General features: G+C 59.6%; 22 protein-coding genes. 3 read left to right on the top strand and 19 right to left on the bottom strand.

The genetic code is table 11. The features are described from left to right. Positions 1 to 5: 5 nt before the first annotated feature. From CCX46_RS14705 to rfaH, 10 genes are all read right to left on the bottom strand, one after another. A complete protein-coding gene (locus tag CCX46_RS14705; RefSeq protein WP_127927506.1) occupies positions 6 to 1,319 on the bottom strand; it encodes an O-antigen ligase family protein in 1,314 nt (437 codons plus the stop codon). After that, positions 1,316 to 2,428 (bottom strand): glycosyltransferase, encoded by a 1,113-nt coding sequence (locus CCX46_RS14710; protein WP_127927508.1) that lies wholly within the window; start codon positions 2,426 to 2,428, stop codon positions 1,316 to 1,318. The genes CCX46_RS14705 and CCX46_RS14710 overlap by 4 nt, the downstream gene beginning before the upstream one ends. Beyond that, positions 2,425 to 3,504, bottom strand: a complete 1,080-nt coding sequence (locus tag CCX46_RS14715; RefSeq protein ID WP_127927510.1) for a glycosyltransferase — start codon at positions 3,502 to 3,504, stop codon at positions 2,425 to 2,427. Before CCX46_RS14715 ends, CCX46_RS14710 begins: the two co-directional genes overlap by 4 nt. A 2-nt stretch (positions 3,505 to 3,506) precedes the next feature. Continuing rightward, positions 3,507 to 4,211, bottom strand: coding sequence for a WecB/TagA/CpsF family glycosyltransferase (locus tag CCX46_RS14720; protein WP_127927512.1), 705 nt, complete (start codon positions 4,209 to 4,211; stop codon positions 3,507 to 3,509). Positions 4,212 to 4,223: 12 nt separating this feature from the next. Beyond that, positions 4,224 to 5,564, bottom strand: a complete 1,341-nt coding sequence (locus CCX46_RS14725; RefSeq protein ID WP_127927514.1) for a UDP-glucose dehydrogenase family protein — start codon at positions 5,562 to 5,564, stop codon at positions 4,224 to 4,226. Positions 5,565 to 5,635: 71 nt separating this feature from the next. Further along, positions 5,636 to 7,027, bottom strand: coding sequence for an undecaprenyl-phosphate glucose phosphotransferase (locus tag CCX46_RS14730; RefSeq protein ID WP_127927516.1), 1,392 nt, complete (start codon positions 7,025 to 7,027; stop codon positions 5,636 to 5,638). A gap of 147 nt (positions 7,028 to 7,174) precedes the next feature. After that, complete coding sequence (locus CCX46_RS14735) at positions 7,175 to 9,490, bottom strand: GumC family protein (RefSeq protein ID WP_127927518.1); 2,316 nt, start codon at positions 9,488 to 9,490, stop codon at positions 7,175 to 7,177. Positions 9,491 to 9,492: 2 nt separating this feature from the next. Further along, positions 9,493 to 10,026 (bottom strand): polysaccharide biosynthesis/export family protein, encoded by a 534-nt coding sequence (locus tag CCX46_RS14740; RefSeq protein ID WP_122598339.1) that lies wholly within the window; start codon positions 10,024 to 10,026, stop codon positions 9,493 to 9,495. 12 nt (positions 10,027 to 10,038) lie between these two features. Continuing rightward, the gene (locus CCX46_RS14745) at positions 10,039 to 11,199 is read right to left on the bottom strand and encodes an outer membrane beta-barrel protein (protein ID WP_127927520.1); all 1,161 of its coding nucleotides are present in this window, start codon (positions 11,197 to 11,199) and stop codon (positions 10,039 to 10,041) included. A 37-nt stretch (positions 11,200 to 11,236) separates the two neighbouring features. Beyond that, positions 11,237 to 11,773, bottom strand: a complete 537-nt coding sequence (gene rfaH / locus CCX46_RS14750) for a transcription/translation regulatory transformer protein RfaH (RefSeq protein WP_095118954.1) — start codon at positions 11,771 to 11,773, stop codon at positions 11,237 to 11,239. A 604-nt stretch (positions 11,774 to 12,377) separates the two neighbouring features. Between rfaH and CCX46_RS14755 the strand changes: the two genes are divergently transcribed. Continuing rightward, entirely contained in the window at positions 12,378 to 13,355 is a 978-nt protein-coding gene (locus CCX46_RS14755; RefSeq protein ID WP_127930398.1) for an NAD-dependent epimerase/dehydratase family protein, read from the top strand. A gap of 58 nt (positions 13,356 to 13,413) precedes the next feature. Here the strand turns inward: CCX46_RS14755 and CCX46_RS14760 are convergent, their stop codons facing one another. Then, entirely contained in the window at positions 13,414 to 14,226 is an 813-nt protein-coding gene (locus CCX46_RS14760) for a DUF1206 domain-containing protein (protein ID WP_127927522.1), read from the bottom strand. Positions 14,227 to 14,462: 236 nt separating this feature from the next. On the opposite strand from CCX46_RS14760, the gene CCX46_RS14765 reads away from it, so the two are divergent. Continuing rightward, positions 14,463 to 14,951 (top strand): hypothetical protein, encoded by a 489-nt coding sequence (locus CCX46_RS14765; protein ID WP_177413903.1) that lies wholly within the window; start codon positions 14,463 to 14,465, stop codon positions 14,949 to 14,951. Positions 14,952 to 15,062: 111 nt separating this feature from the next. Here the strand turns inward: CCX46_RS14765 and CCX46_RS14770 are convergent, their stop codons facing one another. The 5 genes from CCX46_RS14770 to CCX46_RS14790 all read right to left on the bottom strand — a co-directional run bounded on the left by CCX46_RS14770 (position 15,063) and on the right by CCX46_RS14790 (position 21,185). Then, complete coding sequence (locus CCX46_RS14770; RefSeq protein ID WP_095118950.1) at positions 15,063 to 16,085, bottom strand: XdhC family protein; 1,023 nt, start codon at positions 16,083 to 16,085, stop codon at positions 15,063 to 15,065. A gap of 12 nt (positions 16,086 to 16,097) precedes the next feature. Then, entirely contained in the window at positions 16,098 to 17,450 is a 1,353-nt protein-coding gene (locus CCX46_RS14775; protein WP_127927526.1) for a c-type cytochrome, read from the bottom strand. 17 nt (positions 17,451 to 17,467) lie between these two features. Then, entirely contained in the window at positions 17,468 to 19,720 is a 2,253-nt protein-coding gene (locus CCX46_RS14780) for a xanthine dehydrogenase family protein molybdopterin-binding subunit (protein WP_127927528.1), read from the bottom strand. Then, the gene (locus tag CCX46_RS14785) at positions 19,720 to 20,175 is read right to left on the bottom strand and encodes a (2Fe-2S)-binding protein (RefSeq protein WP_127927530.1); all 456 of its coding nucleotides are present in this window, start codon (positions 20,173 to 20,175) and stop codon (positions 19,720 to 19,722) included. Before CCX46_RS14785 ends, CCX46_RS14780 begins: the two co-directional genes overlap by 1 nt. Positions 20,176 to 20,252: 77 nt before the next feature. Next, on the bottom strand, positions 20,253 to 21,185 hold the full coding sequence (locus CCX46_RS14790) for an AraC family transcriptional regulator (protein WP_127927532.1): 933 nt from the start codon (positions 21,183 to 21,185) through the stop codon (positions 20,253 to 20,255). A gap of 230 nt (positions 21,186 to 21,415) precedes the next feature. Here CCX46_RS14790 and CCX46_RS14795 point away from each other — a divergent pair, with 230 nt between their 5' ends. Next, positions 21,416 to 22,630, top strand: coding sequence for an MFS transporter (locus tag CCX46_RS14795; RefSeq protein ID WP_127927534.1), 1,215 nt, complete (start codon positions 21,416 to 21,418; stop codon positions 22,628 to 22,630). 170 nt (positions 22,631 to 22,800) lie between these two features. Here CCX46_RS14795 and CCX46_RS14800 read toward each other — a convergent pair whose 3' ends face one another. From CCX46_RS14800 to CCX46_RS14810, 3 genes are all read right to left on the bottom strand, one after another. Further along, complete coding sequence (locus tag CCX46_RS14800; RefSeq protein WP_127927536.1) at positions 22,801 to 25,191, bottom strand: TonB-dependent siderophore receptor; 2,391 nt, start codon at positions 25,189 to 25,191, stop codon at positions 22,801 to 22,803. Positions 25,192 to 25,302: 111 nt separating this feature from the next. Beyond that, positions 25,303 to 26,283 carry a FecR domain-containing protein gene (locus CCX46_RS14805; protein WP_127927538.1) on the bottom strand — a complete coding sequence of 327 codons (981 nt, stop codon included), beginning with the start codon at positions 26,281 to 26,283 and terminating at the stop codon, positions 25,303 to 25,305. After that, entirely contained in the window at positions 26,270 to 26,785 is a 516-nt protein-coding gene (locus tag CCX46_RS14810) for a sigma-70 family RNA polymerase sigma factor (RefSeq protein WP_122598327.1), read from the bottom strand. Before CCX46_RS14810 ends, CCX46_RS14805 begins: the two co-directional genes overlap by 14 nt. Positions 26,786 to 26,960 lie beyond the last annotated feature (175 nt).

Genomic DNA, 26,960 nt, shown 5'->3' on the forward strand with positions numbered 1-26,960 from the left:
TTGGGTTACGCGTTGGCTGAATCGCGCGGCAGTGCTCTGCCAGAGACACGCTGACGCTGCGTTGCCGCTGAGGTTGCGGGGTAGACCGCGAGGTGATGGCGGAAAGACAGGGCCAGAGTGCAGAACACCAGAAACTCGGCGGAGCGATAGTTGGGGATCACGTACGCCACATAATTGGTGACGGCGAACAAACCGATGATCACCAGCGCACTGGCGCGAAACTGCGCCGTCTGGTTCGCGGTCACGGCGCGGTACTGCTTGAGCAGGGCTTCGCCAAACATCAGCGCCAGCGCCGTCAGTTGGATGATCCCGCCGTTGAGCAGGGTTTCGACATAGCCGCTGTGGGCGTTACCGATGTAACCCCAACGGGTAATGAAGCCATCGGCATCGGGGCTGGACCAGAAGGCGCCGAAGCCGTAACCCTTGAGGAACTGCCCGTCGATAAAGGGCCCGAGCAGTTCCCAGATCAAGGTGCGGTCGGTCAATGACGGGTCACGACCGGCCATTTCCAGCAGCACCGCAAAGTTGCTGTAGAGGAACAGGCACACCAGCAGGTAAAGGAGGGTGCAGCCCAGAAACATCAGCGGCGAATGGTTGATGCGCAAACGGATCAGGGTCAGGAAGTACCAGTAGCTGATCGCTCCGGAAACAATCAGCGCGACCCCGGTCGCCGACTGCGCGAGCAGGATCGCGATCAGCGAGAAAAACGCGCAGAACAGCGCCCAGTGATTGCGTCGGCGAATCATCGGTAGCAACAACAGAATGGCGATCGCGTTGAGCCGCGCACCGGCATTCTTTTCGGCAAAAATCCCTTTGAAGGCGCCGTCGCGAATCCCCCCGGACAAGAACGCAACGTCAGGCATGACCACCGCGAGGATCAAACCGATCAACGCCGCCACGCCAATGGCGCAGCCGAGCATGAAGGTGATTTTTTCCAGCGAATAGTTGTAGGCAAGGAAACCGGCGAAAAACACCATGCTGAGCATCGCGATAAAGCGCTTGAAACTCAGCATCGGGTCGTGGGACCAGCCGATCGACGCGATGACACAGAGCAAGAACAGCAGCATGAAAAAGTTGCTGCGATAAAAGGTCTTGCTGAGGAACACCTTGTTACGGATGAAGAAAAACAACGGTACCAGCAGTGTGATCAGCCCGCAGATCTGATTGGCCACGTTGCCTTCGAGGTCTTTGTTGATGTCACCGAAGCTGGCGGCTCCGCCCAGGCTGAGGACAAAGGTAATCACCTGGATGTAGAACAGCACGCCGAACAAGGTGAAGCCGTCGCGTAATGTTGAATACCTGATCGCCAGTGTGCTCATGATGACGGGCTCCCGATCAACGCTTTGAGATAGGTCTGCACCGCGCTGGCATTGATGAATCGGGCCGCGGCCTCCAGGCGCAATTCACGTTGCAGATTGCGCGGTGTGGCCAGTTGCAGGGCAATCGCCTGCGCCAGAGCGAGCGGATCGTCGACGTCAACCAGTGGCGCGACCACACCGCCAACGAGGATGTCTTGCGGGCCATGGGGACAGCGGGTTGCCACCACCGGCGTGCCCGTGGATAACGCCTCTACCAACGCGTTGGGGCTGCCTTCGAAGCGCGACGACAGCACGAAGCAATCGGCGACGGCGACCTCTGCCAACGGAGAATTGGCATAGCCCGGCAGATCGAAGCGCTCCGCCACGCCCAGCGCGCGCGCCTGTTCCAGCAGATTGGGCCGGAGAGCACCCTCGCCAAAAATGATCAGGCGGGCATTGCTGGCCGGTAATGCGGCGAACGCGCTGATCAAGGTGTCGAAGCCTTTTTGCGGCGCCAGTCGACCCACGGCGACAATCACCGGGCCGGATTTTTCCTGCAGCCAGCGGTGGCTGGGCAGACCGGGCGTCTTCTCGCGAAAGTCGTTGTCGAGCACCGGGTTATCGGCAATGGTCACGTCCTGGCGGCGGGCCACGGTGGTGTCGACCAGGTCCTGGGCTACACCCCGCGAGACACAGATCACCGGGTTGGGAATCAGCCGATACAACAGCGGCGCCAGCAGGTACGCGACCCGCACCATGAAATCGGGGTTGACGTGTTTGTCATGGGAAAAGGCATTGCGCTCGCTGACGTGCAGGCGTGCCAGCGTGCCGGACAGCGTCGCCGCCGCAATCGCCACCACGTTGACGTGGGTGAGGGCTGCCAGTTGTGCGTCAAAGCGATTGGCCCGCAGAAAACGCGTGAGTGCCGGCACTGCACGGACGCTGCGTGGGCTATTCAACTCAACCTTCTTCACCCGCGGGTCGAGGTGCGCGGCGTGAATGCCGCCGCCGGTGAGCATCAGCAAGGTCACGTCATTGCCCGCGTCCACCAGCGCTCCGGCCAGACGCGCCATCATTTTTTCAGCACCGCCGGCGCTGAGGTCATGCAGGATGATCAGCAACTTTTTCATTGATTCCATACCTGGTAATACGCCTGCGCCGCGTACTGGCTGGTGTACTGACGCAGGGTGTCGGTGAGTCTGGTTTCGCTGAAGGTGACGTCATCGCGTGGGGTCAGGCTGCGCAGCATCCCGTCGGCCAGCGCCGGTACGTCGTTGACCTTCACCAGTTGGCCCAGTCGGCCGTTGTCGAGCAGTTCTCGGGGGCCGGTTTCGCAATCGCTGGCCAACACCGGCGTGCCCAGTGCCAGCGCCTCGATCAACACCGTCGGCATGCCTTCCTGCACGGAACTCAAAATGAACAGTTGCGCATGCCGGAGCAGCGGATAGGGGTTGCTCAGGAATCCGGTGAAATGCACTCGCGGAGCGATGCCCAGACGACGGGCCTGAGCGGTCAGTGCCTCGCGCAACGGGCCATCGCCGACGATCAGCAGATCCGGCAGCGCTGCGCTGCGCAACGCCAGTGCGTAGGCATCGAGCAACAGCTGAAAACCTTTCGGCTCGACCAAACGGCCCAGGCCCAACCAGTAAGCGCCGGGCAATCCAACGGGTAGCGGCGCCTGCGAGGCTTGAAACAGTTGCTCGGTGACAACCGCATTGGGGCAATACCGAATGCGCTGCTGACCCCAGGGCAGTAATTCGATAAGCGTCTGGCGCAAGGCATTGGAGACGGTGACGACCTTGCCGCTACCACACAGGTACAAGCTGTAGAGCACGCGCAGGCTGGCGGGGCCGGTGTTCTGTTCACTGCAATCGAGGGTCGCGTGGCGGCAATAGATGACTTTGCACAAACGGCCCAAGGTGGCGAACCAGGTGCAGAGGTTGGCCTGCTCCTTGGCGGCAATCAGGTGGGTGATGCGTTCACGCTGTATGAGCCGGCGCAACAGGACGATGGACTTGAGCAAACCGACGAGACCGCTGCCGCCGCCGTTGAAGCGCTGCACACCCGGGGTATCGGGCACGTCTGCGTTGATGACGAAAAAACTCACCCGGCGACCGTCCTTGAGGAACTGCTCGGACAACCGTTGCTGAACGCGCTCGACGCCACCGCCCAACTTGAAATCCTTGAGGATAAAGAGGATATGCATGGTCATTCCCCCACGCTGATGGCAACTTTGTGCCGGGCGAGCATTGTCAGCAGGTGCAAAAAGTTGCTGGGGTAATCGATGACGTAGCGTTTGATCGTGTGCGGCTCGCGGTACATTCGATAGAACGCGCGCAGGTGCAGGCGGTTGATCAGCGCCGGGTAGTATTGCCGCGTGGCCAGGGCTTCCTGGCGGATGAACCCGCCACAGGTGAAGGCGACACCACGAAAGCCTGCGCGCAGGGCATCCTGTTCGAACTGTTCTTGCAGCCCAGCGCCGAGGCCAACAATGAGGATGTCGGCGGCGCTGCGACAGATGTCAGCGCGAATGTCTTCGGCTTCGGCGGCGTCGAAATAGCCGTTGTGATAACCGGCGATGGTCAACTGTGGATACAGCGCCCTGATCTTGACGATGAACAGCTCCAGTTCGGCTTGCCGGGCACCGACGAAGTACACGCGCTTGCCCAGTTGCTCGGCGCTGCCGAGGACAAGGTCGGCGATCGAGGTGAAGTCAAAGCTGACCCGGCCAATCGGCCTGCCGGTCACTCGCGACATGAAGGTCGACATCAGCATGCCGTCGCAGAAATAGGCGACGCTGCCCGGAGTCTGCTGGAAAACGCTGCCAATGGAGGCAAAGTTGATAAAGGAATAGGCCTGGTTGGCCTCCAGTAATTTCGTCGAGTAATGCCCGACCAGTTCCAGCTGCAACATGGCGCGACTCCTTCAAATAACTGAAGGGGTTGGCCGCCCCACGGAGATGTAGGTGAAGCCGCGTTTGCTCAAACGCTGCGGATCGAACAGATTGCGCCCGTCGAAAATCAACGGTTGTTTGAGCTGGCGGCTGAGCAAGTCAAAGTCCGGCGCGCGAAACGCTTGCCACTCGGTGACGATGATCAATGCGTCGGCATTTTTCAGCGCCGCTTCCTTGGTCCCCGCCAGCGTCAGGTCATCGCGTGCGCCATACAGGCGCTGGGCTTCTTCCATGGCTTTCGGATCAAACGCCTGAACGTTGGCGCCGGCGTGCCACAAGGCCTCCATCAATACGCGGCTGGGGGCTTCGCGCATGTCGTCGGTATTGGGTTTGAAACTCAAGCCCCACAGGGCAAACGTTTTGCCGCGCAGATGACCGTCGAAGTGATTGAAAATCTTGCTGTACAGACTGGCCTTCTGGTCCTGGTTGCGCGCCTCTACAGCCTTGAGCAGGCGGGCGTCGATATCGACACTGGTCGCGGCATGGATCAGCGCTTTGACGTCTTTGGGAAAGCACGAACCGCCGTAACCCACGCCCGGGTAGATAAACTGGTACCCGATGCGCGGGTCGGCGCCGATGCCGTGGCGGACCTTTTCGATGTCGGCACCGAGCTTTTCGGCGAGGCAGGCCATTTCGTTCATGAAGCTGATCTTGGTCGCCAGCATGCAGTTGGCGGCGTACTTGCTCAGCTCAGCGCTGCGAAGGTCCATGACAATGATTTTGTCGCGGCTGCGATTGAACGGTTCATACAGCTCGCGCATCACCGCTTCGGCATGCGCGCTGTCGGTGCCGATGATGATCCGGTCCGGGCGCATGCAGTCTTCGACCGCGCAGCCTTCCTTGAGAAATTCCGGGTTCGACACCACATCGAACGTCAGGTGACTGCGATCGCTGTCGGCCAGCACCTGCTCGATACACGTACGCACCTGATCGCCCGTGCCGACCGGTACTGTGGATTTGTCGACGATGATCTGATGCCGATCCATGTTGAGCGCGATGGTCTGCGCCACGCTCAACACGTATTGCAGATCGGCCGAACCGTCTTCGTCGGGCGGCGTGCCGACGGCGATCAACAGCACATCACCATGCTGAACAGCCTCGGCCAGATCGGTGCCGAAGCGCAGACGACCACTTTGATAATTGTCGCGCACAAGGCTTTTCAGGCCCGGCTCGTAGATCGGCAGCGTGCCTTGTTTCAACGCCTCGACCCGGGCCGCGTCGACATCGACGCAGAGCACGTTGTGCCCGACCTCGGCCAGTGCGGCGCCCTGGACCAGGCCCACGTAACCAATACCGAATACGCTCACATTCATGGTCAAACCTCAGATCGTGGTGAAGGTTGTCAATGCAGGGGCAGGGCGGGGCTGAAGCGGTCGGGCAGGGATCAGTAGATATTTTTCGAGAACAGCGTGAAGGGCGTCTTGATGAGGATTTTGATGTCGAGCCACAGCGACCATTGGTTGATGTAGTTGAGGTCCTGGGCGACGCGCAGCTGCATCTTTTCCACGGTCTCGGTTTCGCCGCGATGGCCGGTGATCTGGGCCAGTCCGGTGATACCCGGCTTGAGGCGATGGCGGGCCATGTAGGCGCGCACCTTGCCGGTGTAATAAATGTTGTGGGTGACGGCATGCGGGCGCGGGCCGACCAGGGCCATCTGGCCGGACACGACATTGAACAACTGCGGCAATTCGTCGATGGAACTGCGGCGCAGGAAGCCGCCGATCGGGGTCAGACGGGCATCGTCGCGGGTGGCCTGGCGCACCTCGCGATCGTCGTGGACGTGCATCGAACGAAACTTCCAGACCTTGATCACTTCACCGTTGCAACCGTGGCGGGCCTGCTTGAACAGCACCGGGCCTGCGGAGGTCAGCTTGACGGCGACGGCCACCGCCAGCAGCAAGGGACTGAGCAGAATAATGGCCGCGCCGGCCAGGCTGCGTTCAAACAGGTCCTTGCAAAACAGACTCGCCGGGTGCGAGCTGATCAGGCTTTCATTGAGGTAGATCGCCGGCATCCGCTCGATTTCCGAGATCGAATGGTTGAGCAACACCATGCTGCCGAAATCCGGAATCCACACCACGTCGACATTCATGTCCAAGAGGTCGATGTACAGCGCTTCGATGGTCGCGGCATGCGCCATGGTCAGCACGATATAGACGCGGCGCACTTCCAGACGCGTGATGATCTCGCGGATCGCAGCTACGTTGCCGAGCAGCGGCAGAATGCTTGGGGCCGGGCCGGCATTGTCGGCGGCAGCGATGAAACCGAGCACCAGCGCGCGGTTCGGTCGCGAGAGTTTTTTCGCCAGCTCATGGGCCGTCGGGCAGGTGCCGATGATCACCGAACGGCGTTCTTTGCAGACCTTGCGCGAGTGCAACCGGGCGAAGTAATGCAGGGGCAGAAAACTCGCCGCCTGAACCACGAAACCCAACACGGCCCAGACAATAATCACCTGGCGTGAATAGATCGCGCTGGTCTGGGTGATGAAGGCAATAGCCGCGAGCACGGCCAGCAGAATCAGCCAGCCAGCCAGCAATCGGCCGAGGCCGACCAACAGACCATGGCGCTTGTGGTAGACCTGCATCACGCTGTAAATCGGCACCGAACCGAGCACGGCGAGAATGATCAGGATGCGGTATTCGCTGTTCAGACTGCCGACGCGCCAATGCACGAGCAACATCAGCAACACGGTGGTCAGCGACAGCGCACACAGCCACTGGCCCCAGAAGGTCAGGCCTCGGCGGTGCGTCAGGTGAGCGGTATAGAGCGGTGTCATGGGCTTAACCTCAAGGCAGCAGTCATGTATCAGCGCTAATCGAACGGACAGGACGGGTCGCCCGATGGCTATTCCGTAGCTCGGCAGAGGTGAAGCGGGTTGTGCGATGGCAGAAGGGGGTGTAGCGGCTGGCGTATTCGCCTGGTGTTACCTGGGCGCGAAATCGTAGTTATAGAACGCCCGGGAGTGGTGATGGCCGTACTTGCGCGCCTTGCGCAGGTCGACCTGATTGAGCACGGTGCCAAACACCGGCACATGACTCTGCTGCAACGCGGCAAGGCCGCGCTGTACCTGGCTGATTGGCGTGCTGTCGGCCTTGACCACGTAGATCACGGCATCCGAATGCCGCGCCAGCAACAGTGCGTCGCTGATCATCTCGGCTGGGGGTGAATCGATAATGATGTGGCGGTAACGCGACCTCAGCGCTTCAAGCATGCGCGCCATGCGCGGTGAGCTCAGCAGATCCTGCGGCGGTGGCTGCAACGGATTGAGCGAATCGGCCGGCGACGGCAGGCGCGGGGCGGCGAACATGTCCAGCGGTGCCGGCAGGACTTTGCCGGCCGGCAACATGTCCAGATTGCCCACCGAGACAATGCAGTCTTCAAGCCGGGCGGTGCCGGCAATGACATTCGCCAGTCCGGGACTGTCCGGTGGGAAATCGAAGTTCAGCGACAGGGTTGGCTGACGCATGTCGGCATCGATCAACAGCACTCGTTCGAGTGACGTCAGCGAGCTGGCCAGATTGTTGGCAATGGTGCTTTTACCCTCACCGGCAACCGTCGACGTCACCAGCACCACCTGCGAGGGCATTTCGCTGCTTTGCAGCATCAACCAGGTGCGCAGGTTGCGAATGGTCTCGGAGAAGCGCGGATTGTCGTTATCTTCAAACAAGCGCGCCAGTTGCCGACGGGTTTTCTTCGTCACCAGCGGCACGACGCTGAGCAACGGAATGTTCAGCGCGCTTTCGATCGACTCGTCGGTTTTGAAGGTATTGCTCAGGCTCTCGAAGAGCAGCGCCAAGGCAACGCCGATCACCGCTGCGATTAATCCGACGATCGCGACAATCAAGGTTTTACGCGGTTTGCTCGCATCGACCGGGACAATGGCTGGGTCGACGATGCGCACTTTGGTCGAGTCCATGTCCGCGGTGGCGGTGGTTTCTTTCAAGCGGGTGACGAAGGTTTCATACAGCGCGCGGGAGCTGTCGACCTCACGCTGGAACTCGCGCAACTGGAACTCTTTGCGCGCAATGTCCTGGATTTGCGCCTTGTTGCTGTTGAACGACTGACGCAGCGAGGCTTCACTGGCAGTGGCGAGCTGGTATTGCCGCTCGATACCGGCGACCACTTGTTGCACCTGCAATTGCAGGCTGGTGGTGGCGGTGCGCAATTCGGTCTGCGCAGAAAGCAGGCTCGGGTGTTTTGGCCCATAACGGCCCGCCAGTTCATCCACCTTAGCTTGCGCCACAGCGCGGTCGGCCTGGAATTTCTGCACCAAGGGATTGCTCAGTACCGCAGGCACGCTGGAGAGCCGGCTCAGATCACCGTTGCCCAAGGCCTTCGCCTGGCGGTACTCGCTCTCGGCTTCAGCACGGTTGCGCCGGGCGTCGACCATGCGATTACCGGTCATTTCCAGTTCGTTGGCACTGATGGTGGCAACGCCGCCAACGTCCACCAGACCTTGTTCTTCGCGGTAGCCCTGGAGCTTTTTCTCGGCGACACGCAAGTTGTCGCGCAGTTTGACCAGCCGTGTGTTCATCCAGGCGGTGGTGGTTTGCGAGGACTTTTCACTGGTATCGAGCTGGCTGTCGGTGAAGCCTTGCGCCAACGCATTGGCCGCTGCGGCTGCGAGAACCGGATCGGGCAACTCGACCTCGATCTCGAGCAACTGGCTCTTGCCGACGAACTTGACGCTGGTGTGCAGCATGAGGTTCTGCGTGACCTGATTGAAGACGTCTTCTTCAGTGGGCTGGTCTTTTTTGCTCAGCGGCATCCAGCGGCTCACGCCCGGGATCCATTGATCAAGGTCGAGATCAGCCAGCCACTGGCGCGGCGTAAACCAGGGCTTTGCTTGCTGGCGCGGGTCGGTGACCGGGTGCGTGGTCAGGCCGAGTTTTTTCACTGCGCGTTCGGCAAGGTCGCGCGATTGCAGGAGCGCCTGCTGGGTCTGCAAGTAATCCGTGGCGTTGCCACCGGAATCCTTGACTTGCTGGAACGACATCAGCGGCGGGGTTTTATCGTTGAACAGCAAGGTGGTACTGCCGATGTATTGCGGCGTGATGTTCGAGACCACAATCGCTGCCAGCGCAGCACTCGCCAGCACCAGCCAGGCGATGCTCCATTTCGCGCGCCAGATCACTCTCCAGAGCTTTAACAGGTCAAGGGTGTCCTTGTCTTCGCTGTACTGCTGATGCAGATGCGCTTGCAGAGGACGTTCGACGTAGGTGCTAGGGCTGTTGTCCATGATTAGAAAAAGCCTTGTGCAATGGAAATGGTGTCGCCGGGGGCAATCGTGGTGTTGCGCGTCACGTCATCGGTGAGGGTCGCGCCACCATCGCCGCGCAAAATGGTCACGCGCTTGATCGAGGCGCGCTCGGTCAGGCCACCACCCAAGGCGATGGCTTTTTCCAGGGTAAGGCCGGGCACGAACGGGTAACTGCCGGGTTTCTTGACTTCGCCATTGATGTAGAAAGAACGGTATTCGATCTGGCTGAGGCTGACTTTCGGGTCGATCAGGTAACCCTGTTTCAGCCCGTCGACGATGATTTTTTCGACTTGGCCGGGGGTCAGTCCCTTGGCGGAGATCTCACCGAGAAAAGGGTAGGAAAAAGTGCCGGCGTCACTGAGGCGGATCTTTTTTAGGCTCAATTCCGGCTCACCGAAGACGATGATGCGCAAGACATCGCCAGCGGCCAGTTTGTATTGGGTGCTGGGGTCTGCAGCGAAGGTATGAGGTAGAAAAAACAGGGCAAAAACCAAGACGAGCGTGCGTGTGTTCATGTCGAAACCCTCTTAAAGGCTGACGTTGAAACTGATCTGGAACACGTTGCGGGTGAAGCTTTCATCGTCGGCATCGGAATCGTTGTCGCGGTACCGATAACCCAGTTCGATATCCAGCCAGCGGCGCATCGCGTACACCACGGCCAGGTTGTAGTCCTGCAGATCGTCGGTACGGCTTTGGCCTTCGTAGACATAACGGCCAAACCCGGCTTGTGCCACCGTGGTGATGCGTTCGGTCCAGCCGTGGCGCCAACCGACCTGAGTGAACGTCGACTTCACGGCATCGGCGCCATCGTCACCTTCGGCAAGGGCCTGACGAGCGACAAAGGTAAACGTCGAATAGGTTCGCGGTTTCCATTGCAAGTCCACTTGCCAGGTCGGGTTGTTGAGGTCTTTGGATTCGCTGTTGTCGAAGTTCTTGCGCTCATAACCGAGACGCACTTTGCCGGTAGTACGCGCAGTGAAATCCCACACGGCACCGGCCAGTACCGCATCGGATTTACTGCTGCGCGGGCTGTTGGCTTGCTGGTAATCAAAGTCGGTGTGGTCATATTCGAGCAGGCCGCGGGTATTACTGCCGATGCGGTGGTACCAGGTGCTGGTGAGGGCGGTGGTATTGCGTTCCTTGTCGTCATTGATGCCATCGGCATTGTCGTAGCGAAGTTGCGCGTAACTGGCGCCGACATCGATTTGGTTGTCGGCACTTTTAGCGCCGAAGGTGTAAAGACCCCCCACGCGTTTATTGTTGAGCTTGTCGTTGATGCCCTCGACTGCCGTCGACTCGGTGCGCTCCCATTTACGGTATTCAGCGTCGAGCTTGAGACGATGGCGGTCGGTGAACTCCATGATGCTGTCGGCACGCACGCGCTGGGCGGTGTTCGAGGCATCGGAATCGTCGTGATAGATATAACGCGTGGGCTGCCAGATCAGTCGAGTGGCGCTGTTGCGATCTTCCGCCTTGAGCTCGAAGGTCGGCGCCAGTTTGGTGACCATCGATGACTGTTTACTGTTTTCCACTTCGCGAAAGTTATCGTCATAACTTTCTGAAAACAAAAAGGATGGCGTGAAATCGAATCCGTAAACATTAATGGCTTGCGGATCGATACTCCAGGCCATTCCAGGATAGAGAGAGGCCATCAGCAGTGCGACAGGGCATCGTGACTTCAAAGCCATGTTATAGCTCCTGAGCAAAGGCTTATAAGGCAAGGGGTTAGTGATAGTTCTGAACGTTGGGTTGTTGACGTTCGATCACGCTGAGCGGCAAGCAAACCGATTGTTCGCGATTCAGAAACTGCAGGAGGATCATCACCCGGTCGTTGCCGTGCAAGCCGAGAAACACGCCCTCCAAGGGAGCCAGCGGGCCGCTGACGATCTGCAGATTCTGCCCCGGTTTCAGCGCCTGATCCGGTTCCGCCAGCGATGATTCGATACAGCGCGCACGCAGGTGCTCGATGACGTGCTCTGCCACCGTCGCAGGACCGTGATTGAATTCGACGATACGACTGACCCCGCGTGTGGAACGCAGTGGCCCCCAATTGTCGTTACGACTGAGTTGGATAAACAAATACCCGGGGAATAGCGACTCGCGCACTCGCTGTCGTTTCCCACGGATGATTCGTTCACTGAGGAGTTGCGGATGGAATACCACGTAATCCTGCTGGAGCAGGTTGAGGTGAGCGCGCTCATCCTGACGTGGCTTGCATTGCAAAAGGTACCAAAAGGGACGTTCGGAGCTGATAACTGGCATGCTGGTAAACTCTGTAATGATCGAAAGTTTATGCAGGCAGAAGCTCTATCGAGGGCTAAGTAAGGGCAAAGGGTGAAAGTCTATTCTTATTTTATTAACACTGAAGTGTTTCAAACTTGAATCACACAGCGTTTCATTAAGGTGCGTCGAACTGCGGCGTGACGCTATAGTGTGCGGCACATAGGCAATAAGCCGCGGCTTAACTTTTCAGAAGACAAAGCTACCGCACGGTCTGCTCATGCAGCTTTAACGATAGGTAACTAAGTAGTTGTCTCTGAAACGACAGGGCGCGAGTAGAAGATTGCTCGCGCCCTGTAAAAATGAACCTTGGTAGTTATCGGCCAGTCTTTGCGGTCTGTCAAACGTTCCCAGTCAAAAAACACGCCATTTATCTGCTAATGATGGCACTCGTGCGCAGGTTATTGTTTTTTAAGGCGTCATCCTTTTGTCGGAAGGCAAGAAACTTTACTGTCACTTCAGAGTCGTCGCTTGATCATTTAGATCAGACGTTAAACCCCATAGTTGGGGAAGTTATAAAGTCTGGACTGCGCAAGTCGACCAACGTTATAACTAATCGCCTGGCGACTTGGCTGGAGAGACAAATATGTCCGTTCTTGTTACAGGTGCTGCAGGCTTTATCGGATATCACACGGTCAGACGATTGATATTGCAAGGCCATCAAGTAATCGGCATCGACAATCTTAACGATTATTACAGCGTGGAACTCAAACAGGCGCGCCTCAAGCAGTTGAGCGAGCTAAAAGGTTTCCGTTTCCAGACCATGGACATTGTTGATAAGCCAGCCTTGATGGCACTTTTCGAAGAGCAGGGGTTCACCGAAGTCGTGCATTTGGCCGCTCAAGCGGGTGTCCGTTATTCGCTCGACAACCCGGATGTTTATGCACAATCGAATCTGCTGGGCTTTCTCAATGTGCTGGAAGCCTGCCGCCACTATCCACCTGCGCATCTGGTCTACGCGTCGAGCAGTTCGGTGTATGGGGCCAACAGCAAGCTGCCATACAGCGTCGATGACGCCGTCGAGCACCCGGTGTCGCTGTATGCCGCCACCAAACGCGCCAATGAATTGCTTGCCGACAGCTACTGCCATCTCTACGGCCTGCAGGCCAGCGGACTGCGGTTTTTTACCGTCTATGGACCATGGGGTCGACCGGACATGGCGCTGTTCAAGTTCACCGAAGCGATCCTCAATGGGCGGCCGATCGATATTTATAACCAGGGCCAGATGGCGCGAGATTTTACCTACGTCGATGACGTTGTCGAAAGCATCGTCCGCCTGTGCCCGAAGCCGCCGGTGCCGAACAAGGAAGACGAGGGCAGCCACCGGATTTTCAACCTGGGGCGGGGCAGGCCGATCGCGCTGCTGGACTTTGTCGACTGCCTGGAGACGGCTTTGGGCATAAAAGCTCAGCGCAATTTGTTGCCGATGCAGGCAGGCGATGTGATCAAGACCTGGGCGGATGTTTCGGCGCTGGCAGACTGGATCGGGTTTTCGCCGCAGATGGAGGTTGAAGCCGGCGTGGAGCAGTTTGTACGCTGGTATCGCGAGTACTATCGGGTGTGAATAAACGGTGGCGTCCCCGCTGACTGGATGACGGGCGCCATGGGGACTGGATTACACCCTACGGTCTAGCAACTCCCGGCACATCCATATTGATCTTGCGCCAGAAAGCTTCCGCCAGACTGTAGACCGAGAAGGCAATCAGCCCCAAGGCCATCACCATCAAAATCAGCCAGCCAGCGGGTAGATTCTGCAGCGCATCGAGCGCTTCCTTCATACCCGGTGGATCCATGGCTTGGTAGGTAGAACCGCTGACGGCCAGAAGCAATGCAATCTCGATAAACACCACTCCGCGCGCTATCAGACCAAACCGCGAGACCGGGCGGACGTAGCGCATGACGTCCTCGTCGGCCTCGAAATACTTCTCGAACGTCGCTTTCCAGCCCTTGAAGATGTGAGCAATGCCGACCCCAAGCGGAATGAGGGCGATCAGGTACACCAGCCAGTTCGAGTGTTCCCAGGACAGCAAATGCGCCAGCCAGTCTTTGGTTTGTCCTGCGGAATCGCCCGAGCTTTTAATCCCGCTTATAAGCAGACCCAATGCAAAGAACGCCAGAGCAGCGTTGACCAAACCACCCACAAACAGCCCTGTGCGAATCACCAGCCCTTTGAATTTTGTGCCGTGATGATCGACATCACGCGTTGCCTGCAGGACACGCCAGGCGGCAAATGCGAGCAGCCCCGCCACGACAAGTCCAACCAGAAAATAGCCGAATGGCTGGCCCAGCAAGGCTTCCAGACTCTTGTGACTGTCCTTCGGCTTGGTTGAATCCTGGGCGGCCAGTAACGCAAAGATACCGATGATCAGATACAGCATTCCCCGGGCGGCGTAGCCTCCCCGAGCGAGGATGACAAGGTTGCTTTGCGCGGACATGGGGCGTATTCCTGAGAGGTCATACCAGAGCAGACCCTTCTTGCCGGGAGGGGTTCTATGAACAGAGAAAGACTGTAGGAGCCTGGTGATCGAAAACGTCCTGCGACCACGGCTCAAGTCATATTGGCTGCCCCAGAATCGGGCCTTGTACAGCGACTTCCGTCTGTCGCAGGACTTGAACCATAAAGGGCCGATTGCGTCTTAACTTTTGCGAAATCAACCCAATGGAAGCAATCATGCTTTTGAAGAATAAGAGTCTCCTTGCTGTCATGTCCTGCGCCATGATGCTCGCAGCCGCCCCATTACTCCCTGCTGACCTCTCTGTCATGAACTCTGCCTACGCGAAGGACGGTGGTGGTGGTGGTGGTGGTGGTGGTGGCAACGGCGGCGGCAATGGTGGTGGTAACGGCGGTGGCCATGGCGGCGGTACGGGCGGCGGTCATAGCGGCTCAGATCACGGAAGTGCCAATAGCAACGGCCGTGGCAATGGGCTCAGTAGTGATCATGCGGGCAAGGCCACTCGCGACCATGGCGAAAGCGGTAACCACTACGGCAGTGATCGCAATGGGAACAGCGGTCACGGCTCAACGACTTCAGGCGTCGCCCATTCCAAAGATACGCGCGGCGTGACCAAAGCGACGGCGATCTCCGACACGACACCAGGGGATCACAACTCAAAAGGGTTGAGCAAAGCCGGAACGTCGACAGCCAAGAAATCACACTGATCCGCTCTACCTGCCGCACGCAATATAAACAAAGAGGGCGCCTGACAAGGCGCCCTCTTTGTTTGCGCATTTGCTATTGATCAGAGGCGCTATGTCAGTGTTTGCTGGGGGTTAGCCGGATGAGGTGGTAACGAGGTTAACCGCTTTGGCCCTGGCAATTGAAAACGCTTTCGGCAGGCTGGCACCATTCTTCGCCGCAAGAATCTCGGCCATCACGCTAACGGCGATTTCCGCAGGGGTCTTGCTGCCGATATACAGGCCGATCGGCCCGTGCAGGCGCTCAAGCGACGCCTCGGTTTCACCAAAATGCTCGATCAGGCGTTCCCGGCGCAACTGGCTGTTGCGCCGCGAGCCGATCGCACCGATGTAGAACGCCGGGCCGTGGAGCGCTTCGAGCAGGGCCAGATCGTCGAGTTTGGGGTCATGGCTCAAGGCGACGATGCAGGTGCGCAGATCGACTGCGAAGTCGCGAACCACGTCATCCGGCATGCCGACAATCCGCTCCACACCATCCACCGCCCAGGTCTCGATGTACTCGGGACGCGGATCGCACACCGCCACCTTGAAACCGTTGAACAAGGCCATGGTCGCCAAATACTCGGCCAGCGCGCCGGCACCGATCATCAGCATTCGATAGCCCGGCCCTAGAGTGTTGAGCATCTGCGCGCCATCGAAGCTGAACTGTTCCGGCGTCGCGGTCGGTTCGAGCATCACCTCTCCGGACTCCAACGCCAGACGGCGACGAACCAGTTGCCCGGCGTCCAGTTGCCCCAGCAACGCGTCAAGCGACTGCCACGCCGGGTTGAACTCAAGGATCAGTTCCAGCGTGCCACCGCAGGGCAGGCCGAAGCGATGCGCCTCATCGGCACTGACGCCATAGCGCACCACTTGCGGTGCGCTGTCGCTAAAAGCGTTGCCGCCATGAGCCGTGGTGAAGCGATGGATCAGATCATCCTCAATGCAGCCGCCGGACACGCTGCCCACCACGCGACCGTCGTCACGCAAAGCCATCATCGACCCCGTCGGACGCGGTGAAGAACCCCAGGTGCGCGCCACCGTAGCGAGCAACACACGCTCGCCAGCGGCAAGCCAGTCCCGCGCCGTGCGCAGGACCAGCAAGTCGATGCTTTCCATCAGTGTCTCCTCTTAGCGCATCTGCAGGATGATCGGGCTGCTGCTGGCCGGATCGGTGTGTTCACGCAGTTTGCCCACCGCCTGCGCATCGACCGCTGTGCTCTGATTGCCCCAGGTGCTGCGCATGAAGGTCAGCACTTCGGCGATCTGCTGATCCGACAGCTGTTCACGGAAGGCCGGCATGCGATAGGCATCCGGCACACCAGCCGCGACGACACGCTGCGAACCATTCAGGGTGATGTTGATCGCCGAGGCGCTTTCCTTGGCCAGTGCCGAGGTGGCGCCGGCCAGCGGCGGCATCCATTCAGGTTGCCCCTTGCCGTCGAGGCCGTGGCAGGAAGCACAGCGCGTCACGTAGGTATGAGCACCGGGCGAGTCCAGACGTTGCGCCGCCGAAACCGCTTGATACTGCCACGGCGCGCCGTCCCGTTCGCGATCCCCGGGAAGCGATTTCAGGTAGTGGGCAATCGCGGTCAGATCGTCATCGTTCATGAACTGCGTGGAGTTGTTGAACGCCTCGGTCATTGAGCCGTAGACCACCGCGTGTTGATTGCGACCGGTCTTGAGGAACTGCACGATTTCCGCCTCACTCCAGCGGCCCAGACCGGTGTTGTGGTCATCACGCAGGCTCGGCGCGTACCAACCATCGAGCAAGGCGCCAGCGAGGTACGGTTTACCGGATTCATCCAGTGCCTTCTCGTTGAACGCCAGGCCGCGCGGCGTATGGCAACTGCCGCAGTGCCCGGCGCCCTGAACGAGGTAAGCGCCACGGTTCCACTGTTGATCCTGCGACGGTTTGGCCGCGTAGGGCTCGGCGTCGACAAACACACCGTTCCACAGTGCAATCGGCCAGCGCAGGTTCAACGGAAAGGGAATCGCGCTGGGGATATTCGCCTGTTTCACCGGCGCCACGCCTTTCATGAAGAACGCATACAGCGCACGCACATCATCGTCACTGAGCTTGGCGTAGGACGGGTAGGGCATCGCCGGATACAACCGGCGACTGTCGGGGGCCACGCCGTGGCGCACCGCCCGGTCAAAATCCGCCAGGCTGTAGTGGCCGATGCCGGTTTCCGTGTCCGGGGTGATATTGGTCGCATGGATTGAGCCCAACGGTGTGGCCATTTCCAGACCGCCGGCGAACGGCGCACCGCCCGGCACGCTGTGACAGGCCACGCAATCGCTGAGCCGGGCGACGTATTCGCCCCGCGCGACCAGTGCCGGGTCGATGTCGGCCACGGCGATCTGATGGTTTTCCAGGCGCGAGACAGGCTCGCGGGTGACATACCAGGCCAGCAGGCCTGCCGCGACGAGGCACGGCACTGCCAGCCAGCCAGCGGTTCTTGCGAATCGGCTGTTATTCATGGACGCTCCGGCGCTGATCAAGTGAAGGTGTGTCGGCTCATGGGCAGGCTGCGCACCCGCTGACCGGTTAGCCTTGCTACCGCGTTAGCGACGGCGGGCGCGACCGCAGGCAACGGCGGTTCACCGATGCCGCCCATTTTTTCCCCGCTCTCGACCACCCGCACATGGACCCGGGCCATCCGCGCAGGCGGCAGGATCGGATACAAGTCGTAATTGCGCGCCCGAGGCTTGCCATCCACCCACACGGCTTCTTCCACCAGGGTTTGCGACAGTCCCAGCGCCACGGCGCCATTGACCTGCGCCTCGACAATCGCCGGGTTGACGATGCTGCCCGGGTCAATCGCTTGCCAGATGTCGTGCACCTTGACCTGGCCGTTCTCGATGGACACCTCGGCGATCACCGCCGTCTCCGTACCGAACGGCGAAGCCATGGCCACGCCGCGCGCACGTTTGCTGCCGTCCTCGGCGGTAAACGGCCCGCGCTTCCAGCCACCCGACAGTTCAGCCACCGCTTGCAGCAGGGTGGTCAGTCGTTTGTTGTCACGCAGCAAATGCAGGCGCAGGTCGAACGGGTCTTTGCCGCCCTTGTCGGCCAGTTCGTCGAGGAACGATTCATAGAAGAAGTCGTTCAGCGAATTGCCCACCGAACGCCAGTAACCGAGCATCGCAGGGCCTTTGACGTAGATCTGCGCGATGCGTTTGTTAGAGATCGCATAGGACTTGCCCGACAACCCTTCAAGCGCAGTGGGGTCGAGTTTTTCACCCTGCTTGCCGGCGAGGGCTTCGGTCGGGCCTTCGGTGGCGCTGATCGCTTCGATTGCCAGCGGCCAGCCGTCGCTGTCCAGCGCAGCGCGGAAATTCACTGCAGCAACGGGACGAAGCACGTCACGCAAGAACTCTTCTTCGCGACTCCAGATCAGTTTGACCGGACGGCCAACCGCTTTCGCCAGCGCGATCGCTTGCGGATAGGGACTGGCCGAGTCGTAGAGAAAATGCCGGCCAAAGAACCCGCCCAGCAGCGGCGAATGCAAGGTGATGCGCGACGGATCAAGGCCCGTACGCTTGGCGATGTCGGCGCGGAACATGTCCGGCGCCTGATTCGGCAACCAGACTTCCAGCGAACCGTCCGGGTTGAATCGGGCCAGGGCCGAAGGCGGCTCCAGCTGGCCGTGGTTCAGGTATTGGTTGTGGTAAGTGGCGTCGATCCGGGTCTTGGTTTCCTTGAGAATCGACGCCACATCGCCTTGGTTTTCATCATCTTTGGCCGGGCCTTTATCTTCCGCGAGGCGTTTGAACCAGGCGTCGCTGGAAAAGTCCGCGGGCATCGGCCGCACTTTGCTGTCGGCCGTTGGCTCTTGCCAGTCGACCTGGATCGCCTCGACCGCACGTTTGGCGTGCCACCAGCGCTCGGCGAGCACCGCCACGGCACCCGGCAGACGATGCACGGAATGCACACCTTTCATGGCCTTGACCTGTTCTTCGTTGCGCAGGTTGCCGACCGTCATGCCCAGGCGCGGGGCATGTTGAACGGCAGCGTGGAGCATGTTGTCGACCTTCAGGTCGATGCTGTACAGCGCCTTGCCGGTGGACTTGTCGTAGGCATCGAGGCGCTTCACCGGTTTGCCGATCCAGCGGAACTGGCTCGGATCGCGCAGCTTCACAGAGGCCGGATCGGGAACCGGCAGATCCATTGCGCGCTCGGCCAATTCTCCGTAAGCCAACGAGCGGCCTGACTTGGCATGCACGACTTTGCCAGGCTCGGTGGTCAATTCACTTACCGGCACGCCAAGTTGCAGCGCGCCCGCCTGCAATAACATGGCGCGGGCGAGGGCGCCGAGGCGACGCATGACCGGGTAGCTCATGCGCACCGACATGCTGCCGCCGGTGATGCGCATGCCGTTTTCCAACACCACATAGGCTTCGCCGGGCGGTGCGGCTTCGACCAGAAAGGTCGACGGATCGGCATCCAGCTCTTCACCGACGATTTGCGCCATCGCGGTGAACGTGCCTTGTCCGCCTTCCATGAACGGGCAGAGCAGACGCACGCGGTTGTCCGGACGGATCTCGAGAAACGCCGGCACCTGCGTGCCGCGTTCGGCCGTCGCCGCTGCAACGGCAGCTTGCACGCGCGTTGTACCGAGCGGCAGGCCGAAGCCGAGGACCAGCGCGCCGACGGCGGTACCGGTGAGAAAACGTCTGCGCGAAACATTGATCGGTTCGTGCAGGTCCAGTACGGAGGCTTGCTGTGAAGGGTCGATACGAACGTTCATCACGCGTCTCCCTTGCCGGCCAGCTCATGCATGGCGGCATGAATCGCGTTGTAAGTGCCGCAGCGGCACAGATTGACCATCGCCGCCTCGATCTGCGCATCACTCGGTTTGGCGTTCTGCTTGAGCAACGCAGTGGCCGCCATCACCTGCCCGGACTGGCAGTAGCCGCACTGCGCGACCTGCAGATCGACCCAGGTCGCGACCACCCGTTTGCCCACGTCATCGCTTTCGATGGCCTCAATGGTGGTGACCTCGCGGCCAACCACACCGGCCACCGGCGTGACGCACGAGCGCACCACATTGCCGTCCACCAGCACTGAGCAGGCGCCGCATTGCGCCAGTCCGCAGCCGTACTTGGTCCCGGTCATGCCCAGATCATCGCGGATCACCCACAGCAAGGGCGTATCGGCGTCGGCATCGACCTGATAGGTCTTCTGGTTGATTCGTAGTTCCATGGTTCACCCGCTGATCATCGGTTGACGTGCATTGTTATGTTCGGTGACACGCGGCGAGGCGCATCAGCGTTTTTCGTTCAATTCGCTACTGTGCCGAGGGCTTCTGCTTCGAATGGCTGCCCACGCAAAAGGGCGATGTCACGGCTCGGCGCGGTGCCGAACAGCCGGCCATATTCGCGACTGAACTGCGAAGGACTTTCATAGCCGACCGCAAACGCCGCCCGCGAAACGTCGAGGCGCTCGACCAGCATCAGCCGCCGCGCCTCGTTCAGCCGCAGCCATTTCTGGTACTGCAGCGGACTCATTCCGGTGAGCTGGCGGAAATGATGGTGAAAGGTTGGCGCGCTCATCTGCACCCGCGCAGCCAGATCATCGATGCGCAATGCATCTGTGTAATTGACCTTGAGCCAGTCAATCGCCTTTGCGATGCGATAACCCTGACCATCGACGGCCGTGATCTGCCGCAGCCGTGCGCCTTGGTCGGTGTGCAGCAGCCGATAGTGGATTTCGCGCAGTATTAGCGGCGCCAGCACCGGGATCGCCTCGGGTTCATCGAGCAATGCCAGCAGGCGCTCGAGTGCGCCCTCCAGCGCAGACGACAGGCTGCCAATCGCGGCGCCCGTGCCCGTTGAGGGCTGGCGCTTGGCCGGCAAGCCGCTCTTGGTGATGACCTCGGCGAGCATGCTCACATCCAGCTTCAGCACGAGGCCGACACAGGGCTGCTCAGGACTGGCAAGCATCACTTCGGAGTTGGCGGGCAGGTCCAGTGAGGTCACCAGAAAACGTGACGGGTCATAGCTGTAACCCTCACCACCGACCCACAAGCGCTTTTCGCCGCGACCGACGAGAATCAGGCTGGGTTCGATCATGCACACAACAGGGGGCGCCGGTTGGTCGCGACGAAACAACGACAGCCCGGGTATGGCCGTGGCGAAGTCACCCGGCGCACTCACGCGCGGGTCGATGTGCAACGCCAAAGGCGATTGCTGGGGCAGAGGGGTAGGGATCATGTCGGGTCACTCCTGTTGACCGAACTCTAATCCGCGCGCGAGACGTTTCCTATCCATCACCCTGCATCGCCAGAGGATCAGGCAAGCATTCAAGAGGAATGCGCTAGGGAAGGGCCGGATTGACCGGGAGAATGTGTCTATCTGTTACAGGGGCAGTGTCCGGAAGGGACGACAAACTGCTTGCCCCTGCGCATCACATCCACAGGTTTTTCGCACCACAGGTAGTTTCCATGACGTTTCCTTCTACAGATCCTTCTAAAAGAACAGGCGGCTGGAGCGCTGTGCTAGCCATGTCGCTGGCCGCATTCGCCCTGGTCGCTTCAGAGTTTATGCCCGTCAGCCTGCTGACGCCGATTGCCGCAGACCTGCACATCACCGAAGGCCAGGCCGGGCAGGGGATTTCCGTTTCCGGTGCCTTTGCCTTGATCACCAGCCTGTTGATTGCCTCGGTCGCTGCGCGCGTCGAACGCAAGAAATTGTTGCTGGGCCTGACCTTGCTGATGATCGTCTCCGGCACGGTCGTCGCGGTCGCGCCGGGCTACCCGTCATTCATGTTCGGACGTGCGTTGATCGGTATAGCGATTGGTGGTTTCTGGTCACTGTCGGCGGCGACTGCAATGCGCCTGGTGAAGCCTGAACAGGTTTCGCGAGCGCTGGCCATCGTCAACGGCGGTAACGCGCTGGCGACGGTCATCGCCGCTCCTGCGGGCAGTTTTCTGGGCTCGCTGATCGGCTGGCGCGGCGCGTTCTTTTGCGTGGTTCCGGTCGCGGTGCTTGCCGCCGTGTGGCTGCTGATCAGCCTTCCGTCGTTCAAGGCTGAGCGCCAGGCCGGTAGCGGCAACGTCCTGCGGTTGATGAAGCAATTGCCAGTTGCCTTGGGCATGGTCGCCGTCAGTGTCTTTTTCATGGGCCAGTTCATGCTGTTCACCTACCTGCGACCCTTTCTTGAAGGCGTGACGGGCGTCAGTGTTTCAACGTTGTCCTTGATGCTGCTGGGGCTGGGACTGGCCGGTTTTATCGGCACCTTTCTGATCGAACGGTTTATGGGGCGCGGCCTCTACCGCACGTTGACCGTCATCCCGCTGATCATGGCGGCCATCGCGCTGGCGTTGGTGAGCTTCGGCAAATCACCGGTGCTGACCGCCGTGTTGCTCGGCCTCTGGGGACTGGTTGCCACGGCCGCGCCGGTCGGCTGGTGGACATGGCTGGCGCAGACGCTGCCGGATGATGCGGAAGCCGGAGGCGGCTTGCTGGTGGCGATTGTTCAACTGGCGATCGCGGGAGGCGCAATCATTGGTGGTCTGGCTTTTGATTTGAGTGGTTATAAAGCTACGTTCGAGCTTAGTGCCGCGGTGTTGGTTGTCGCGTCAGTGCTGGCCTGGTTGGCGGGGCGCAATGCCACGGAGGTTCATCTTGTTGAGGCGAATGCGCCAGCGGGAGCTTGATGCCCATCTGAAATTGGGCGAGTGTAGAACGTCAGTTTTCAGCATCTGTACTGGCGCAGCTCGTTGACCCAATGAAGCCAGACTTGACCGAGTCTTCGATCGCGAAAATTGACAGTGCCCGCGGTTAAGCGGGCACTGCTTTCTATGTGGGAAAAAGGCTTACACGCTGCTTACCAGTTGTAACTCAATTTCGCGGTAATCTCGCGCCCCGGGTTGTAGAAGTTCGCCGTGCCGGAACCGACCACGTGCTGCTCATCGAACAGGTTGCTGAGGTTCACCGCAAGGTCGGTGCCCTTGGCGATCTTGTAGTTGAAGGCGGCGTCGAACAGCGTGGTGCCATCGCTTTTGCCGGAGTTGGCGGCATCGAAGTAATAAGAACCGACGTAGCGCGCCCCCAAGCCAACGCTGACATCAGTCGCGGGCACGTCGTAATAACTCCAGAGTGAAGCGGAATGCTTGGGTGCCGTGGAGAACTCATTACCCTTCAGCGAACTGCCGTCGTATAACGAACCGCGCAGTACTTCGGACTCCATATAGGAATAACCACCGATCAGGCTGAGGTTCTGCGTCACCTGCGCTTTCGCCTCCAGGTCGAGGCCTCGCGCCCGCGACTCGCCCACGGTCTGTTGCTCAATGATGCCGCTCGGCAGCACCACAGCGATGGTGACGTTTTCCTGAGTCAGGTCATAAACGGCTGCGGAGAACAGGGCGTCCATCCCCATCGGCGCATACTTCACGCCCACTTCGTACTGCCGGCCCGTCTGCGGTGTGACGCCAACCTGCGGCGGCGAGACGGATTCGACCATGCTCACATAGGTGGAGACCTCGTCGTTGACGATATAGGTCAGCGCACCTCGGTAGGAGGTTTCGGAGAAGGTGTCTTTCTCAGTGGATTCCAGGCCTTTGCTGGTCAAGTCCATCGAGTCGTTGCGCACACCGCCGGTGACGATGAAACGCTCGTAGAACGACAGGTTCTGCTGAAGAAATACGGCCTTGGTGGTCGCGTCTCGCTTGTTGACGGCATACGGCGCGATTGAGCGTGAGACGCCAGTAAACACCGGGTTTGCAATGTCAATCGAGGTCGTCGGGGCGTAGACCGAGCTTTCCTTGGTGGTCGAATCAAGGTACTCCACACCCACCAGGCTGCTGCTGTCGATGTTCTCGAAGCGGGCATCGTATTGCAGCATCAGATTGCCGTTGAACTGGTCGGCTTCGGTGTCCGTTCCAAACTGATAGCGGTCAACGGTGGTACCGACACGTGCGGCGCTGTCGCTGAGGTAAACGTAGCCAAAATCATCGGTCAACTTGCTGTAACGCAGATTGCTGCGCAGTACGAAGCCGTTGTCGAAGTCATGGGTGACGTTACCGCTGAGACTGGTGCGCTCGACATCGTGAAAGTTGTAGCTGGGCTCGCCATAAAACTTGCTGCGGTCGTATTCCTTGTCCAGCGGATAACCGCCACTGTTGGGCGAACTTTCGGTTTTCAGGTAGTCCAGAATCATCGTCGCCGACGTGTAATCCGTCGGTGCCCAGGTGAGGCCACCCATAAACAACTGGTTGTCGTCCTGCGAGTGATCGTACTCGCGGTCGCTGTTCTGACCTTTGGCAGTAAAGCGGCCAGCCAGGGTCTTCTCGTCGTTCAGCGCATCGCCGACATCGATGCCTGTCTCGACATGGTCAAAGGAGCCGTAGGTCACATAGCCTTGGCCAAACTGCTCGAAGCGCGGCTGTTTGGTCACGAAGTTTACCGAGCCGCCAGGGTCTGCCGGGCCAAACAGGGTGGAGTTGGCGCCACGCAGAATCTCGATGCGCTCATAAGCGAATGGATCTTCGCGTACGCCGCGCATCGAACTCAGGGTCAAACCGTCACGGTAGGTGGTGGCCTGGAAGCCGCGGATCTGGAAATAGTCGTTGCGGTCATCCGTACCGTAGAAGTCAGTGATCACGCCGGGCGTGTATTGCAGCGCCTCTTCCGTGGTGCTGACGCTGCGTTGCTCCATTTCCTTGTTGGTAACAACTGATACCGATGCCGGTGTGTTGAGAATGCTGGTTGCCACTTTTCCGCCAACCCAGAGTTCCTTGGCGACCACCGAGTTGGCGTCGTCGTCGGCACTGACCCTGACTTTGGCATTGATGATGAGAGGGGCAAGGCGGTAGTCCTCGACATCCGTTGCGTCGAGTTCCAGCGGGCCGGCGGTCTTTGCTTGAGGGACCAGCAGGTAAGCGTTCGGGCCTTGCTGTTCGATCTGCAATTGGCTCCCCTGCAGCAACGATGACAGCGCTGCCGACGTATCGAGCGAGCCATTCACGCCAGCGGTGGTGCGGTTCGCAACACTCGACGCGTCGAAGGAAAGACTGATGCCAGCCTCGCGCGCAAACTGGTCAAGCGCCGGCGCCAGTGGGCCGGCAGCAATATTCCACTGCTTGACTTGATTGCTGTGGTCAGCGCTCGACGTTTGCGCCAGCGATGGCAATGCGTAGCTGCTGACGATCAAACCCAACATCGCACCCTGCAGGGCACGATTCAATGGATGGCGCTGTGAAACCGGGGACGAACTCATTTTCTCGCTCCAAGAAAGGACATCGACAGACTGGCCTGTATTCCGGCCTTCCTTAGAGGTCGAACGATAATGAGAAACCACCTCATTATTTTTCAGGTAGTTTTGATGGGCTCAGGTGGCAGCGGTCACGGTCACCCAGTAACGGGTTCGGTAATCGATGTGCAAGCGCAGTGACTGCGCGATCAATGCCAGGACCTGATCGTTGTCGGCGAGCTGGAAGGTGCCGGAAACGCGGCGATCCGCGACCTCTTCGGCGCAGCGCAATACCCCGGGGCGATAGCGCGACAACTCCACGATGAAATCCTTGAGGCGCATATTGCGCGCACTGATCACGCCGTCACCCCAGCTCCACAGATCAAGGCCGTTGTCGCTGAACGTTCGGACGCTACTTGATGTAAACAGCAGCTGATTGCCTGCCTGGACGCTGCGGCTCGCAGGACATTGACTGGAGCCGGGGAACACCGTGACTGATCCTTCCTGAGCCGCGACCAGCGTGCCTTCGTCACGTTCGCGTGCCAGAAAACGAGAACTGTGAGCGAGCATGATCCCGTCACGTGATTGCACCCAGAACGGTCGCGCTTGCGGCGAGTGTTGATCGGCGCCGACATTCACGATGATTTCACCCCGTCGCAGGATGATCAGGCGTCGCTGGGCGTCGAAATCGCTGTCGACGGCGCTATCGCTATTGAGCTGGATGAGGCTGCCATCATCGAGTTGGAAGCGACGTTGCTCGCCGGTGCTGCTGAGCTGCTGCGCAAGCATGGCGGGTACGGGTGTGTAATCCCGGCCAAGCCAGGCTGCCGTGCCAACGGTCGCCAATATGCCCAGTAGCTTCAGGCCGTCCCGCCGCCGCATTCCCTGATGGCTGCCATTGAGGGTTTGTCGCGCCAGTTGAGCGGGTACGCCGGCAAATTCATCCCCAAGCGTTTCCACACGCTGCCACGCCAATACATGCTCTGGGCGCTGCTGCAGCCAGTGCTCAAAAGAGTGCTGTGTTTGTTCATCGGCTTGATTGAAGCGCAGGCGCACCAGCCATTGAATCGCCTGATCAACAATGGCCGGATCCAGCGCCTGCGACTCAGGCCTCGACATAACGCAAGCGATAGCAGTGTTGCAGGGCCGTGGCCAGGTCGCGCTCAATCGTCGCCCGGGAAACACCGAGCTTTTCGGCTATTTGCGCGCACGTCAGACCGTCGAGTCGGGCGAATAAAAACGCCTGGCGAACCCTTGGTTTAAGCAAACTGAGCATGCGGTCTATGCGCTCCAGCGCATCAAGAATCAGCAGCCGGCTTTCTTCCGAGGGAACCTCGTGTTGAGGCAGCAACGTGACGCTTTCCAGGTAGGCACGCTCGAGTTCGCGACGACGATACTGATCAATCATCAGTCCACGGGCGATACTGCTCAAATAGGCACGTGGTTCGCGCAAGGGGCTGGTCTGACGGGATTTGAGCAGACGTACGAAGGTGTCCTGCGCCAAATCTGCTGCGTTATCGCGACATCCAATGCGTCGGATCAGCCAGCCGTGTAACCACGAATGGTGGGTGCGATAGAGCAACCCCAGATCTGCAGTACCTAGCGTTTCATCGCTGCGCATCGAATCCCCGGAAAGTACATGATTGATAATTAATCGCATTCTACTCACGCGGCAGGCCTTAGGCAAATACGAGGCGTTCAGCGTTCGCATTGGCGCGAATGGCGTCAGCTTGTAGGGGCTGCGAGTGGAAAAAAGCATCCAGCGTCTGGACGATTTGAACGCTAACCACCGGGCA

Source organism: Pseudomonas sp. RU47 (assembly GCF_004011755.1).
GTDB lineage: Bacteria > Pseudomonadota > Gammaproteobacteria > Pseudomonadales > Pseudomonadaceae > Aquipseudomonas.